The organism is Methylobacterium sp. B1, from assembly GCF_000333255.1.
Taxonomy (GTDB): Bacteria; Pseudomonadota; Alphaproteobacteria; order Rhizobiales; family Beijerinckiaceae; genus Methylobacterium; species Methylobacterium fujisawaense.
Map to the genome: position 1 here is coordinate 1 of NZ_BACT01000337.1, position 15990 is coordinate 15990.

Genomic DNA, 15990 nt, shown 5'->3' on the forward strand with positions numbered 1-15990 from the left:
GCATGCAGATCATCAAGCCGATGCGCAGCCTGACCGTCGAAGAGTTCGAACGGCTCTACAAGACGAACCTCGTGGCCCCGACCCTGTTCGCCGCCGCCTTCGGCAACGCCCGGATCTCGACGCGCGACGCCGTATTCTGCGCCGTCTCCTCGGTGGCCGCGCAACGCCCGGAGCCCGCGATCGTCCCATACGCCGCTTCGAAGGCCGGGCTGGACGCATTGATCCGGGGCATGGCGCGAGAACTTGCCCCCAGGCGAGCCGTCGGGGTTGCGCCGGGCTGGCTCGATACGGAAATGACGCAGGCGCATGCTCGGCTCTATGGAGAGGGGTTCAAAGAAGCCCTGGAGAAGCGCAGTCCGTCGGGAACGGCCACGGTGACGTCGGTTGTCGACGCCATCGCCTTCCTCATGTCGCCGCAGGCACGGCACGTGACCGGTGAAATCCTCCGGATCGATGGCGGAGCGGCGCTGTGACGATCGACTGCTCGTCAGGACCGGCCATACCAACTGTGAAGCGTCTGGCTCTCATCGGCGGAGGGGGATTTGCCAAAGAGGTGGCGGAGATCGCCCGACTGAACGGTTTTGCGGTCCAGTCCGTCTACTCGACTCAGGAGCAGACCCAGGTGGCGCCGTGGCGCGGCTATCTGGATGAACTACTCGCGGACCGTGATCAGTACGATGGCGTTGCGATCGCCATCGGAGGGGTCAGCCGTCAGGTGATCAATGCTCGAGCGGATATCATCGCCTGGCTCTTCAAACACGAATTTGCCTGCCCGCCCTTGATCTCGCCGCACGCGATTGTCTGCGATGGCGTGACCATTGAGCCCGGTGCCTTCGTCGCCCACGGTGTCATCCTGAACGTCGACGCGCATCTTTCTGCGTTCTGCATGCTGAACTCAGCAGCCATTGTCGGACATGATGCACGTATTGGCAGAAACGCCACTGTGTCTCCGGGAGCTTTCGTAGGAGGTAAATGTTCTGTTGGGTCCGGCACCCTCATCGGGCCCCTCGCGAAGGTTTTGCAAGGACTGCGGATCGGCGAGAACGCGACGATCGGCATGGGATGCAACGTCATGCGAGACGTGAAGGACAATGCTGTCCTCTGGCCGCGACCGGATATCGTCGGAACCAGCTGAAGCGACGCGGTTCAGCAATCAGTCCGTTCAGTCAGCGCAGAACAACGTCGGGACTGCGTGCGGATGAAAAATGTCACGGGGCTGATACGTGGCGACCGCGGGCGCTTCTCATCGAACGCCGATGGCGTGCGAATATTTTATTTGTTTAGATCGGACATTTGGAGATGACCGAAGAGAGCGACATCCGAACTGTCATTGCTGGCGTCTTCGATGAGGATTGGTACCTTCATACGTATCCTGACGTCGCCGACGCCGGTGTCGATCCAATCTCTCATTATCTTTCAAGCGGCGCAGACGAAGGGCGCGATCCGCATCCTCTCTTCGATACGTCTTGGTATGCGGATCAGAACCCTGAGGTTGGGCAGACGGGGCTCAACGCGCTCGCGCACTATCTCCTTGTGGGCGCCGCTGGCGGAAAGGATCCGCATCCGCTGTTCGCGACCTCTTGGTATAGTGAACACAGGCCGCAAGTTCACGGCACAAGTCTCAACCCTCTCTTGGACTACATCGGCGCACCTGCACAAAGCCGTGTAAGCCCGCATCCACTCTTCGACAGCGCTTGGTACTTGCGCAACAATCCCGACGTGGCGGAGGCTGGGGTCGACCCTCTTCTTCACTACATCGGCAATGGTGAACGGGAGGGGCGTAGCCCCAATCCACTCTTCGATCCGGCATGGTATCTGCGGCAGTGCTCGGACGAGCGGCCACACGGTATGACAGCGCTCGAGCACTATCTTATAAAGGGAGCCGCACGGGGATTGGATCCGCATCCGCTTTTTGACACGGATTATTATGCGGAACAATGCACCCGGAGCCAGCTCGCGAGTATCAATCCCCTTGAACACTACCTTCGATTTGGAGTTCGGGACGCTTTTCGTCCGCATCCCCTATTCGACAGCCACTGGTATCTCAAGAAATATCCAGAAGTACTTGACGCTAACGTCAATCCACTTGTTCATTACCTCTTGGAAGGCGCCGGTTACGGGACCGAGCCGCATTGTCTCTTTCGCGGCAACTGGTATCTAAGAAATTATGAACACAACATTCCGCCGGGGATGAATCCTCTTCTGCATTACGTACTCTTCGGCGCCAAGAACCATCGCGACCCCAGTCCGGAATTCTCGGGTCGATTTTATACAGATCGCTATAGAGATGCAGACTGGGAGCGTACAAATCCGCTCTCCCATTACATCACGATAGGTCGCGCACAGGGCCGCAGCCCTGCTCCCATGTCTGTGCTGTATCGTGAAATACGACGAGCCGCAGAAGAAGCGTTTTCGGGCACAGGTTTTGAGGCGCTTCGTCACATATCGAGCATGGCTATCAAGCCAAAGTTTCTCATCGTCACGAGCGGGGAGGACGACCGTAAGCATCGCATCACGACGCAGTCTTTGCTGGCGCAGATTTATAAAAATTTTATCATTTTGTCTGTTTCTGACATCCTGTCGTTCGTCGAGCGCTCGGATAAAGAGCGCGACGTATACTTGATCTGGCTTGAGGCGGGCGATGTCCTGAAGCCTGCTGCGCTGTATCATTTCGCCTGTGCGATCAATCGGGTGCCGACACTCGATCTGATTTACGGCGACGAGGAAATCCGTTCTGCCGACGGGGATATCATTCCATTCTACAAACCGGCCTGGAGCCCGGATTATCTGGAGAGTTTTAATTATATTGGGCGCTCTATTTGCTACAGATTGACATTCGCTGGCGAACTTCTCGCCTCCGCAGAAGACCCGTTCGATTTTCTTCTCAGGGTAACTGAGAAATTGGGTCATATCGGTCATGTGCGCGAGATGATCTCGACATGTCCGGATCGAAGGCACGGATCCGACACCGAAGTGCAGGCGGACCTTGCAAGCCTTAACCGACGCTGCCGCCGATTGGGGCGCCATGCCGAATTTGTTGCACATGCGCAACCGGCTCGGCTTTACAGATTGGGCTCGCCGATCACAACGACTGCTAAAATTTCGATTGTTCTGTACAGCACGAGGGCCATCACGTCTTCAGCAGTCGACCTGCCTTACCCCTTCTTGCGCCAGATCACTCTTCGGTCGTCAGCAGAGTTCGGGCTGCCCGAAGGCGCCACGATCGAGGTGATCCCCATCGCGGCCACCCTCGACGATGCGGTCGTCTCCGATCCGAACGCAGTCCGGGGCAGTCATTTATCCGGCGATGTCGACACGGGAGGCCTCGCGGTCGCTCTCAATCGCGCCGTAGAAGCGGCAACTGGACAGTACATTCTGTTCTTGAGCGACGTACCGCAGCGTTCCGAGGCGATCTGCCTGACGCATATGGTTCGCCACATCATCAAACCTCACATCGGCGCTGTCGGCGCAAAGCTGATTGCCGCGGATGGGCGGACCGCACAATTCGGGCTGGTTTTGTTCGACGGGATGAAGCATCGGGTTCACCATGGTTCACGCCCGGATGGCGAGGATTATTTTTTTAGCCATACGGCATCACGAAATTTTCGAGCTGTCGAGCTGGACGCCCTTATGACGGACAAGGGCTTGTTTCAAAGTGTAGGCGGATTCGACGCGACGGTCGATCCAAGCCAGATGGCCGTCGACTATTGTCTCGCAATTCAGGCGCGAGGAAAGATGGTTGTCTGCGATGCCGACACACTGGTTGAATCGGAGATCGATGTCGATGAATATGCCTCGGGATTTTCTGCGGTAGGGTTCGATCGGGATCGCGTTTTCGTTGAAAAATGGAGCCGCCAATTGATATCGGATCCTTATTACAACCCGGAGCGTCTCGCGATTAGTCCCGCCGCCTATGACGGGCGGCCGCAGAAAGATTGTTGAGTTGATGTCCGAAGATGCGACAGCGTTAGTTTTTCTGGCCCGGGGTTACGAAGACGATCATCTCGACCGGTTTCGACGCTTTATTCGCTCATACGCATCTTTTTCGACAGGCCAGCCGACGCATCTGCATGTCATCTTCAAAGGTTTCCACACAGCGGAGCATGAGCGTTCCGCCCGCCTGTTGTTCGAGGCCCTCCCGCACACTGCCCACGTGATGGAAGATGTTGGCTTTGACATCGGAGCATATGCTGCCGTAGTCGGGTATCTGAATGACCCGTATGTTTGTTTTCTAAACAGCAATTCGGAAATAATTTCGGAGAACTGGCTGGGAAAGCTGATCTCCAATTTGAGGGATCCCGCCGTCGGTATGGTGGGTGCGACAGGTTCGTGCGAAAGCCTGAATTACCTGCACCCTGACTTTCCGCGTTTTCCAAACCCGCATCTTCGCACCAATGCATTTGCTCTGCGCGTTAAAGATGCGCAACGTTTTCTCGATGGTATTTACATACGTGAAAAAATTGATGCGTGGCGGTTTGAAAGCGGTCCAGATAGCCTGACGCGAAGGGTCTTCTCCGCAGCTCTAACATGCCTCGTCGTTGGACGGGATGGACGCGGATATGGGCCATCTGCCTGGATCGATAGTGAAACGTTCAGGCAAGGGTTGCAATCAAATTTGCTTGTCGGAGATAATGTTACCCGGGCTTACTTCGACATGAGTCCCAGTGAAAGAGACCGCATTGTTTTCAAGACGTGGGGCCGCTTCGTGCATCCGAGGCTGTTTGCCTCGACGCTGTGAACCGTCGAGGCGTGTCGGCGATTTTTAGACCGCGAAGGCCGTTCGTTCGGCGCCATAAACCAAGCCTCGCCAGCCGCCGCACGTCTGAGCAATCCTGCTCTGTGGAGGAAACTGTATCCTTTGTAAGTTAGCTCGCCCGCGTTGCGGACGCTCTACAGGGTTCCCACCCCGACCTTGAGACCATGCTCCGCTCGCAGGTGGGGCCGCATCCTCTTCAGGGTCATATCATCCCTTTCGGCGATCCGCCGCCTCCTCAGGAACGCCGCGTGCTGATCGTGCGTGGGAGCGGCGGCCCGTCCCCGTGGGCGGGCAGCAACCGTCACGGTCGTGGCTAGCGCAGCCATCCAGCGGATCGCCGCCGCGGCGCCAAACCCAAAGCGGCTTTGGCTATTGGACGGCGGGCGGTCGCTCCTGCCGCGTCCACCACGCGTTCACGCAGATCCGGCCTGTAGGGTCGGCCCCTGCCTTGTTCCTCGTCCGAGGCCGGCCACGAAGCATCCCAACGGCGCCGCGTGGCACCGCATCATCCGACACAGCCCAAACCGAGAGCGCTTCAGAGATCCCCAAGACCACTGGTTCGGTTCTCCTGCGTGGATGCGACGGGTTCCCGAAGCTGCCACAGCGAAATACCGAATCGATGATTGAAGTCCATGACATGATCGAAGGTCGTCGAGGCCTTCAGCTCGTCATACACGCGTTTGCAGTCTTCAACGGCGAGCGTGTCGTGGAGAGCCATGAACGCCCCTGGCTTCAGGATCTCGCGCACGAGAAAAATGTCCTGTCGCAGTCCGATATAGCTATGATCGCCGTCGACATAGGCGAAGTCGATCTCGCCGCGAAACGGCAGCAGCGAGTCACGTACGGCCGGCGCATGAGAATCGTCAAAGATCTCAAGAATCAGATCGCTGTTCAGAGATTTCCGGATCCTCGGCCAGTTGTATGCGTCCGGATGCTGCCCGAGATCGACGACGATGGTCTTTTGGCATGCATAGTAGTCTCGGAGGAATTTCGTCTGTCCGCCCGAGGCGATGCCTATATCGAGTGTCAGATTGCTCGGAGGAACGCTGCTGGCCATATAGTGTACGAATTCTGCGAATTCCGCAGGATTTTGCTGCAGAAAGAGACCATCCTCTTTCAGTTCATACTCGAAAAATGCTGTCGATCCGGATCCTGCATCGACGATCCGCTCGATTAATTCGGGAATGGTCGGGACGGGGGCGACAGTGTACACGGCTTGGATGCTCACATGCTTGCTTAGATTTGCGGGACAAGAGTACGCACCCAACTTCCCCGGTGCTTGAAGGCACGAGCAATGTATACTTGGTACTCTCGATTCAGCAACGGGATCGCTGACTGGTCACGACACATTTCGAAGTCTGGCTGCTGGAAGAGCTAGCATATTTCGGATCGCTGAACAGTGGTCGCGCTGACACATTCGGTGCCTCCGCATAGCGTCGCATCGCTTCGGCACCCCGTTCACGCGCTGCGCGGGGGGCGGTAGGCCGCAGTCGCTTGCACGCCTGGCACCGGTGCCTCCGAACGGTCCAAGAAGCGACGCCAGACTCGGTTCGTGGATCGCCTTTCGAACGCGGACAATCTCGGCTGCGCAGTCTCCGCGGTGACCAGCGGCGTGTAGATGATGCGCCGATGCTGTGCGAGTGCGCAGGCACCGATCCAGAGCGCGATCTCCTCGTTCGGTGTCTGATCCGGCAGCGTCGCAAGACAGGCCTTCAGGAAGTTCGCGCGGGCGAAGAACCAATCGTCGACCGGAACCGCAATGCTGAGCGGCTTCAACGTTAGGGCGTACGAACCCGGATCCCCGCTGGGGCGGCCGCTCAGGAAATCGACCAGCGCTCCTCTCCCGTCCATAGCGAGGCCCGCCGACCGAATGACCCCATTGTGGACAACGGGTCCGGTCACGACCGCGGCGTCCTCGAACACCTCGAACATCTTCGCGATCTCACGGGTAGCGACGTCGCCTCCGGTTTCCACGACGCCGGAACCGATGACTGCGACGATCGTCGCGTCATCGATCGGATCCAGTGCTTCGCGCCACGATCTAAGAGATTCCTTCGAGACGAGGGGAGCGGCTTCGAAAAGCGGCGGTGCTGAGCCCGTGCCGTCGGTCAGGGCGACCAGCGACGGAAGACGATCCAGGTCTCGCGAGATCCACCATTCCTGGGCACCGCGCCAGATCGGGTACGGGGCGACGCGGCACCGGGTCTCGAGGCCGAGCCGATCGATCTTGCGTTGAAGGACGTGCCGGACGGAGGCCGCGGAGACCTCATTGGGCCCCTCGGAATTGGACGTGCTTCGGTCGTGATGGCGCCAGTGATAGACGATCTCGGGCACGTGGACAGGCCGATACCCCGCAGCGGCGAAGCGGTCGATGCTGTCCCAGTCGTGGCAATACTCAGCAGCCGGGTCGGTGTAGACGCCGAGTTCGAGGGCCGTTTCGCGGCGCATCGCGCAGGCGTGCCAGATCCAAGAATTCTCCAGGTCCAGCACCGGGTCCCAATCCGGTCTGAGGTAGGGATGCATCGGACGCGAGCCGATGATGATGTCCTCGTCGGTGTACAGGAGGGCCGGCGCGTCATTCTCCCGGATGGCGCGGGAGAAGATGGCGAGCGCGTCTTCCATCAGGAGATCGTCGCCGTCGAGGGAGATCACGTACCGTCCCCGCGCCGCCTCCAAGACGTGGCGCATGCCGCCGACGATCCCGAGATTGGTGGGCAAGCGGAGCAATCGGATCCGCGCGTCAGGAGCGAAACGGTCCAGTACGGCGTCCAAGTCGGTCGTTATCGGCCCGTGCGCCAGGACAATCCATTCGAAATCGCCACAGCTCTGCGCCAACACGCTCTCGGCCGTGGCCGCGAACAGCGCAGCATCCGTCTTGATGTACAGCGTTGTCAGCAGGGAGAAGGCTGGGACGGTTCCAGGGCGGTGGGTGGCGGCCGGCAAGGCCTTCGACCGGCGCGCCGCGTGATCGGTGAGCCAAGCGGCATGATCCGGCAGCGGGATCTCCGCGGGGACTCGATAGCCCGGGACGGGCAGGACCGGTCTGTAGGCTGTCTCGGGATTCAGGCCTGTTCCGGCCGGCAATAGGGAATCCTCCGGCATCAGGTCGATGAATGCGGATAGGAACGCGCTCCGCTCGGTCATTCCGACAAGCGCGTCGTAGTCGATCCGGGTCCGCGCGCTCAGGAACGGGGAATAGATGACCCGATGGCCCGCACGCTTCGCGTGCCCGCCGGCCCAGGCGCCAAGGTGCGGAAGCGTGCCGCCATGCTCGGCGGCGATCGTCAGCACCTCGGCTAAGAACGCGGCGTCGAAGACGGCGTGCATCGCACAGACGGCACTTACCGAGCGCGGTTTCCAGACCTGCGCGGCATAGCCCGGATCCGTCATCGGCCGGCCTCGATCCGGGCAGCCACAGCCATCGCCGAAGCCGAGGAAGCGACCGGTTTCCAGAACGTGGCCGTCCGCGTGGATGCGTCCACCGACGGCAACCGTATCCGGGTGGCGGTCGAAAAGGCCGATGGCCTCCCAGGCCCACTCATCGTCGTCGGGACAGATCGCGGACCCCATCAGATGGACGAGGCGTCCGCGCTGGGCGGCATCGATGACGAGCGCCTTGAGACTCAGCGGACCCGCGCCGATCTCCATCGTCGCGATCTCGTGATCCAGACCCTGGGCAATCCTGATGTCGGGGACGGAGTCGCCTTCGGTCTCCCCGCGCAGCAGAATCGTGGTGATCGGTCGGCCCTCGATCCGTCGGCGGCGCATCCACCAATCGGGCGTATTGCCGAAGAGCGGGCTTGGCACGAGTTCGAAACGATCGCCGTTCGGCGTACCGGCAAGAAACCGCTTCAGAACCGCGCGCTGCGAATCGAATACGACAGGCTTCGACTCCATGTTTCCGCCGGCGGTCGACTGCGGGTGGAGCCGCCACGCATAGAGCACATGCGGCACGTGGATCGGAGTGTGGCCTGCTATCCAGAAGCGCGTGAAGGTGTCCCAGTCGTGGCTGCCCTCGGGAGCGGGATCGCCGTACACGTCGAGTTCGAGCGCCCGCGCGCGGTCGATCGCGCAGAGATGGGCGATGTAGCACTGGGCCGAGAAGAGAACGGGATCCCAGTCCGGCTTCTGAAACGGATCGCTCAGACGCTCGCCGACGAGCTTGTCTTCGTCGGTATAGAGAAGCGGCGGATAGTCATATTTCTGTACATACCAAGCAAGCGTGCGTAGGCAGTCTGGATTGATGTAATCATCGGAATCCAGGGGCAGGATGTACCGGCCGCGCGCGCGTTCGAGGCAATAGCGCATGCCGCCGATGATTCCGAGATTCGATTCTACGCGCTCCAGGCGGACATAAGGCCGCCGTTCTGCCAATGTCTCGAGAAACGCCCGCGTCTCCGGCCGTGTTGTTCCGTTATCGAGGATGAACCATTCGAAGACTTGGCCGCCCACCTGACGGTGCAGGCTGCGGGCCAAGACGTCGAGATAGGCCGGCGCGGTGTTCCAGACCGTAGTGACGAACGTAAACAGCCCCGGTTCCGGAACGCCGTGATTGACCAGCGCACGGCGTGCCGCCGCATCTGCCAGGAAGGCCGCGTAGGCGCTGTCCGGGTCGGGTCCCGGTTTGCCCAGGCGGCTGGGTTCGCCGATAGGCGGGCGTGCAGGCGCATCGTTTGGCACACCCTGCGCTCGGATCATCTCAGAGAGCGCCGGGATTGCCGTCGCGAAGCTGTCGTCCCAGGTCGCCGGCAGCGCGAGGGTGGCGCCCGCCTCGCGCGCTGCGCAATCGTCCAGTCGGCCGACCGCCTCGATCAGGGCTTCGACTATCGCCGGTACGTTCGGCTCGACCGCGATGATGTTGGAGGAGAGCGCGGCCATCTTCGTCGCGGTCCGGCTGCCATAGGTGTTGGTGACGGCTATGCCGCCGCAGCCGGCCATCTCGAGCGGCGGGTAGCTCGGATGCGGCGACAGCATGAGCGAGAGGATGATGTCAGAGTCCCGCATCAGCTGCGCGTAACCGTCGAAGCCGAGCCAGGGCGCGCAAGCGAGGCGTGCGCCGCAGCCGAGGTCGAAGGGCGCGAACGCTTCGCCCATCCCGACGAACTCCCAGTTCTCCGCGCTCAGGGTCTGCTCGCTGATGGCCGCGCGCAGGGCTGCCACTCCGATCTCGAAGAGGTTGCGAATGCCGTTCGTCGGCCGCGCGTAGAAGAGCAGGCGTCGCTTCCTCCGTTCCCTTTCGGGAAGCTCGGCCGGCAGCGGCGCTCCCCGGAATCGTGCGGGCTCGGGGTAGAAATAGGTCCTGTCGATCGCGGGATCGAAAAACAGCGTGCGCGCGCGGTGCTCCGGTTCGCGGAACAGGCCGATCTCCTCATCGACGAGGTAATCGCGCAGCAGCGTCGTGTTGACGAAGGGGAGGTGCGGAAGGCTGTAAGTCTCCAGAGCCGCCGCATAGGCCGTCGAGGCCGGATACAGGATCGGCTCGAAGTCCTGAATCAGATAGATGAACGGGCGATGTCCCACCAGATCGCGGGCAGCATAGGCCATGCGGGCCGTCCACCACGCTGTGGCGAAGAAAATGTCATTGGCGCCGATCTCCACGGACTTGGTTCGGTCGGACGCGTCGATGATGCTCATATGCGCAAAGCGCTCGGAGCCGCCCGAAATGCTGACGATGTGATCCCAGATCGGATCGAGATCCGGGTCGGTCGGCACGTCGGTTGAGAAGATCCGGACGGCGAAGCCAAGCGCGGCGAGTCGATATCCGATGTTGAGAGCCGTGTTCGGTCCGCCCGACAGGCTCGCCTTCCGGACGCCCGGCAGCAGGAGGTTGATGGTCGGGTGCCGCGCGAGATGTGGCGCGATGCGAAGATTCAAGGCCGGTATGAGCGGCAGGTCGCGATGTTGACGACGCTCCGCGATCTCGTCCGGCCCCGGCAGCGCCCCGAAGCGCGCTCCGCACCGCGTCAAATGGGGCGAGATCGGCGGGTGGGCTGTCTCTGCTTTGAACCGGATCTGGAGGTGAACGCGCGTCGGCTCGCCTGCCCCAACGTGCGACGGGGCCGGGTCGAGGACTTCGCCTTCCATCGCCTCGTCCAACACGGAGGTGTAGCCGAGGCGACCGGCCTCCAGGCAGAAGGCAAGGCCATGCACGGTGTCCCGCCGGTCGAAACCGCCGAGCCGGCAGCCCGCGCGCAGCAGGTCGGCTCTCACGCACAGCGCCATACCAGGGAACCCGCTCACCCGGTGGGAGGCCTTCCCGTACATCCACGGAACCGACGCTGTTGGCCAGTTCCTGAACAGCAGGCCTGCCAAACCGTCCAGCCCGGCCATCAGACCGGCGCTGTGCGTGATTCCGCCGGGCAGTCTGAGCATGCCGCCGACGATGCCGGCTCGGCCATCCAGTTCGAGAAGGCCGACCGCCTGCACCAGGGCGTCCGCGTGATCGAGCCAGACGTCAGCCGTGACGAAGGCTTTGGCGAACGTGTCCGGCCCGACCGCATGGACCGCGTCGAGGAGGGTCTCGTGTGTCGCGCAGGGCACCCAGGTCACGGCTGCGTCCGGCAGGCGCTGACGCAGCGCGGCGACCTCCGCCTCCATGGAGGCCGGATAGAAGACGCGGGCTGACATGTCTGCCGTGTAGAGAAGACGGAGATTATGCTCCGTCGCGCCCAGGTCGTACGCGCCCCACGCGATGACAAAATCTATGGCGATCGAGGGGAGCGCACTGCGGAGCCGGCTGAATTTCTGCCGGGTTGCAATGCCGGTCGCATGATCGGTTGTCGCAAAACGGTCTGCAAGCCGCGGCGCTCGAGGCTACTACGCAGGACAGCATGATGAGAAGTCCCGATGGTTGTCTTGATCTTGTTGTCTAAACGCAGTCGATCCCGCATGGACGCGCCGGCCGTAAAGTACTTCCGGTACATGGACTGCGCCGGCGCCGTCTTCAGTGAGGCGCAGCGCAGTATCCCAGTCATGACAGCCGCGCGCGTCATCGTTGGTGTAGACGCCGCATTCCAAAGCACGTTCACGAGAGTAGACGAGCAGATGTGCCGCCGGAGCCGTGGTGTAGGCAGAGGCGAGGGAGTAAGGGTGTCGCCAGATCAGCTCAAGCGGTACTCCGTCTATGTCGACTTTCTGCTCATCGCTATAGACAATTGCGGGTGGGGAGCTGGCATGACGTCTCAACACATCGGCCAGGACGGCGAGGGTGTTGTCGTACAGGACGTCATCAGAATCGACGGGTACGATGTAGTGTCCGGCAGCCTCCTCGAGCAGATATCGATTGCCGCCAATGATGTGGCGGTTTTGCTCGATGCGAAATAGCTTCACCCGCGCGACGTCGGCCGCCGCTACAGCCGCGCAAGCGGCTCGCGTTGCGGGTGAGGTCGATCCATTATCGAGGATCAGCCATTCGAAGTCCCCGAACACCTGCCGGGAGATGCTGTCGGAGAGTTCCCGGATGAAATCGGGATCCGTGTCATAGACTGTGGTGGTGATCGAGAAGGTGGGAGATCCCGCACCGAAAGGCGGCGTCAGGTCGGCGTCGGCGAGCTCCGCGACTTGCGCGTTCAGCCGGCCTTCGAAACTCTCACGCCATGCCTTGCCTTTCGGCACATCCCATCCGGCAGGGATGACGGGACTTGGCGCAATCCTCAAACCGCGCTCTCTGCCGATCGTCAGATAATGCACCAGCGGCGCGCCGATATCTGCCTCACCCAGGCGGTTGGCAGCACGGTAATATGCGGTGCAGAAGGTCGGGCCTGGATCCGCTCCGGCCGGACCGCCGTGCAGGAGGTAATGGATCGCCGGGTTACCGGTTGCCTGCGCTGCGTCTGGGCATCGTGCCAGATACCAGGCCGGCTCGAAGAATGCATTCGGGGAGCGTCCCTCAGCGGCGCCGGAAGACAGGTAATGGACCAGGGGATTGCAGCCGGCCGCGGCGACGTCGGGGTTCCGCTCCAGATACCAGGAGGCATCGAACAGCGGGTGCGGATCCTGCCCGTTGGCGGCGCCCTCGAAAAGGTAGTGCTCGAGCGGATTGCCGCCGGCCGCCTTGAGGCCGGGGTTCTGCTTCAGGTACCAAGAGGCATCGAAGAACGGGTGCGGGTCCCGCCCCTCGGCGGCGCCCTCGAAAATGTAGTGCTCGAGCGGGTTTCGGCCGGCCGCGGCGACGCCAGGATTCTGCTTCAGGTACCAGGACGTGTCGAACAGCAAGTGCGGGTCCCGGCTCTCGGCGGCGCCGTCGAAAAGGTAGTGCTCGAGCGGGTTGCGGCCGGCCGCGGCGACGTCGGGGTTCCGCTCCAGGTACCAGGACGTGTCGAACAGGGGGTGCGGGTCCCGCCCCTCGGCAGCTCCTGAAGACAGATAATGGACCAGTGGAATGTAACCGGCGGCGGCGACGTCGGGGTTCCGCCGCAGATACCAGGAGGCATCGAACAGGGGGTGCGGGGCCCGGCCCTCGGCGGCGCCATCGAAAAGGTAGTGCTCGAGCGGGTTGCGGCCGGACGCGGCGACGTCGGGATTCTGCTCCAGGTACCAAGACGTATCGAACAGGGGGTGCGGGTCCCTGCCCTCGGCCGCCCCGTCGGACAGGTAATGCTCAAGCGGGTTGCGGCCAGATGCGGCGACGTCGGGATTCTGCTCCAAGTACCAAGACGTGTCGAACAGCGGGTGTGGGTCTCGGCCCTCGGCCGCGCCTTCGAACAGGTAGTGCTTCAGCGGATCGAGGCCGGCCGCAGCGACGTCGGAATTGCTGGCCAGGTACCAAGGCTCGTCGAACAGCCGCCGTTGCGGGTGCGGGGCCCGGCCCTCGGATGCGCCGTCGGACAGATAATGCTCAAGCGGGTTGCAGCCAGACGCGGCGACGTCGGGATTCTGCGCCAAGTACCAAGACGTATCGAACAGCGGGTGCGGGTCCCTGCCCTCGGCCGCGCCGTCGGTCAGGTAATGCTCAAGTGGATTGCGGCCAGATGCGGCGACGTCGGGGTTCTGCGCCAAGTACCAAGACGTATCGAACAGTGGGTGCGGGTCCCGGCCCTCGGCCACGCCGTCGGACAGGTAGTGCTCAAGCGGATCGAGGCCGGCCGCAGCGACGTCGGAATTGATGGCCAGGTACCAATGCGCGTCGAACAGCCGCCGAATTCGGTCCTTCGCAGAAGCCGCGTTGACCGAATTATGCTGATCCAACGCCGGTTCGAACTCTTTCAAGGGTGGGCTCCTGGTTCAAATCCGAAATCTGAGTTGGCCAGCACTTCGTCCGCTCGTTGGTCGGGTGCCGCTACGATTCGAAGGTCTCTGGCTCCTGCGACGGGCAGTTCGAGCCGTTGCCAATCACGGTTCCGATGCTTGGCGCCAAGGCAGGGCTCCACCGCTCATACGGTGCTGAATCCCGGTGTAAGCAGTTCGGACTCTTTGCAACTTTGAATTATACCTTAAGATTGTGGCGACTTGATTTCGATCGCCGCAGGGGGGCTGTTGCCCGTTGAGCGGTCTTCCTAAAGCTACAGCGCGCCCGAAGGCGCGTCGTGAGCGGCCCTCGGCTTCAAATGGCAGTCGCCCTCTCTCGATGATCCCCACAGTGGCACGTGAGATTTTCCCAATCTGTAGCTGGCAAGATCTTCCCCGTCTGTTCGCCGATCAGAGCAAATCGGTGGCGAATTAAACGATGCAGGTCCTGCACGGTCCGAAACGGAGATGAGAGGATCCATTCCCGGACGCCGGCCATCCTATCCGCAGCGAGCGGGCGCTCCGGTAGCACGTCGCCGGGACGGGCGGCAATTCGGCTTGCGGTCGGCCTCGGCCGCCGCGGCATGCCGACGGCGTTGAGCAAGAGACATGCCATGATGTGGAAATGCAGGGTCCAAACGCCGACGAACGCTTTCGCCAGACATTTTGGGTGCCCCGAATGCACCTCCAAGGGGCAGAGATAGGAGGCGCCGGGATAGTGCTCTTGCGGCTGGCTCCGACAGGTCCTTCGCTGTGTGGGGCTGGCATGCCTCAGCGCGTTTCGGCGCGACTCGACAGGGCGATTGGCAATGGCGGATCTGGATGCGTTCGGCGCGCGGCGTCGGGGTCGCGTTGACCGGCAGCTATGGTGCCGACCTGCCCCGCTTTCTGCATCTGGCTGGAATCGAGCTGCTGAAGGTGGCCGCTCCCGATGCTCAGGATCGTCGGCGGCAGGGCACGAGCGACGATTTCGATGCCGAGTGTGCGGCACACGCCGCCTTCGCCGGTACCCGCGCCGTCACGCCCCGCACCCGCGATGGCATGGCCGGGTCGTTGCGTGTCCTGAGCGCGTGCCGGAAGGGGGGCTGACCGGCGCATCACCTTGCAGATGATCCACAACACCATCCTGTGTGCGCCCGAAGGCCTGCGCGAGGCGCTGCGCCGGATCGCCTGAGTGCAGCTCATCCGGACCCTGGCGGCGTGGCGGCCTGATCTGGGCGCCTATCACGGCGCCGAGACCGCGTACCGGATCGGCCTGAAGACCCTGGCGCGGCGCTGCATGGAGCCGCGAGACGAGATTGCCGATCTCGATCCCATGAGCGGCGATCTCGTCGATGAGCTCGCGCCGGAACGCGTGGTGGCCCGCAACTCCATCGTCGCACCGGCACCGCGCAACTCCAACTGACGGCCGGCGACAATCCCGAAGGCTTGCGCTCGGAGGCGGGCTTCCCGGCGTCGTGTGACGTGAGCCCTGTGCCGGCCTCCTGTGGCAAGACGGTGGGCCATCGCCGCAACCGCGGCGGTGATTGCGCGGCCAACAGTGCGCTGCACATCCTCGCGATCGGACGCCGACGGACGGGTTGTGCGGACCAGGGCGTACGCGGCGCGTCGTATCGCGGAGGGCCGCTCAAAACTGGACGCGTTTCGCTGCCTGAAACGCTGCTTCGCTCGCGAGGTGTTGACGCTCATCATCCATCGGCAGCCGGCGATCAACCGGACGCGCATCGCCGCTTGACACACATGAAGGGCGTCCAGGGCAGCCCCTCTACGACCGGGCCGTTCCAGCGGCTGATGGCCGGGCACGGCATCGTGTGCTCGATGGGCCGGTCGGGCAACGTCTGGCACGATGCGGCGATGGAGAGCTTCGTCTTCTCGCCGAAGTCCGAACGGACGGCGCGGCCGACCGACCGCGGGACAAGGCACGGGCAGCCGTGTTCGATGACATCAAGTCCCTCTATAACGCAGCGCGGCGTCATGCGACGCTCGGAAATCTCGGCCCGCTCGAGTTC

7 protein-coding genes and 2 pseudogenes are annotated in these 15990 nt (G+C 62.2%); 6 read left to right on the forward strand and 3 right to left on the reverse strand.

The genetic code is table 11. The features are described from left to right. The 4 genes from I53_RS09855 to I53_RS33830 form a co-directional block, all read left to right on the forward strand. The coding region (locus I53_RS09855; protein WP_043349852.1) for an SDR family oxidoreductase at window positions 1-473 on the forward strand (473 nt) is incomplete at its 5' end. Next, entirely contained in the window at window positions 470-1135 is a 666-nt protein-coding gene (locus I53_RS09860; protein WP_251982275.1) for an acetyltransferase, read from the forward strand. The genes I53_RS09855 and I53_RS09860, both read left to right, overlap by 4 nt. Before the next feature lie 164 nt (window positions 1136-1299). After that, window positions 1300-3942, forward strand: coding sequence for a hypothetical protein (locus I53_RS33105; protein ID WP_148291103.1), 2643 nt, complete (start codon window positions 1300-1302; stop codon window positions 3940-3942). A gap of 4 nt (window positions 3943-3946) precedes the next feature. Further along, a complete protein-coding gene (locus I53_RS33830) occupies window positions 3947-4738 on the forward strand; it encodes a hypothetical protein (RefSeq protein ID WP_187294329.1) in 792 nt (263 codons plus the stop codon). 553 nt (window positions 4739-5291) lie between these two features. Here I53_RS33830 and I53_RS09870 read toward each other — a convergent pair. From I53_RS09870 to I53_RS30380, 3 genes are all read right to left on the reverse strand, one after another. After that, window positions 5292-5969, reverse strand: coding sequence for a class I SAM-dependent methyltransferase (locus tag I53_RS09870; RefSeq protein ID WP_182593087.1), 678 nt, complete (start codon window positions 5967-5969; stop codon window positions 5292-5294). Window positions 5970-6214: 245 nt separating this feature from the next. After that, a complete protein-coding gene (locus I53_RS09875; protein WP_051044751.1) occupies window positions 6215-11383 on the reverse strand; it encodes a glycosyltransferase in 5169 nt (1722 codons plus the stop codon). Between the two features lie 189 nt (window positions 11384-11572). Beyond that, complete coding sequence (locus I53_RS30380) at window positions 11573-13963, reverse strand: glycosyltransferase (RefSeq protein ID WP_051044752.1); 2391 nt, start codon at window positions 13961-13963, stop codon at window positions 11573-11575. A 681-nt stretch (window positions 13964-14644) separates the two neighbouring features. Between I53_RS30380 and I53_RS09890 the strand changes: the two are divergent. Together I53_RS09890 and I53_RS35005 are read left to right on the forward strand one after the other, a co-directional pair. Continuing rightward, window positions 14645-15716, forward strand: a pseudogene (locus I53_RS09890) (IS110 family transposase). Between the two features lie 17 nt (window positions 15717-15733). Further along, window positions 15734-15990 (forward strand): annotated as a pseudogene (locus I53_RS35005) (integrase core domain-containing protein); the annotation flags it as partial.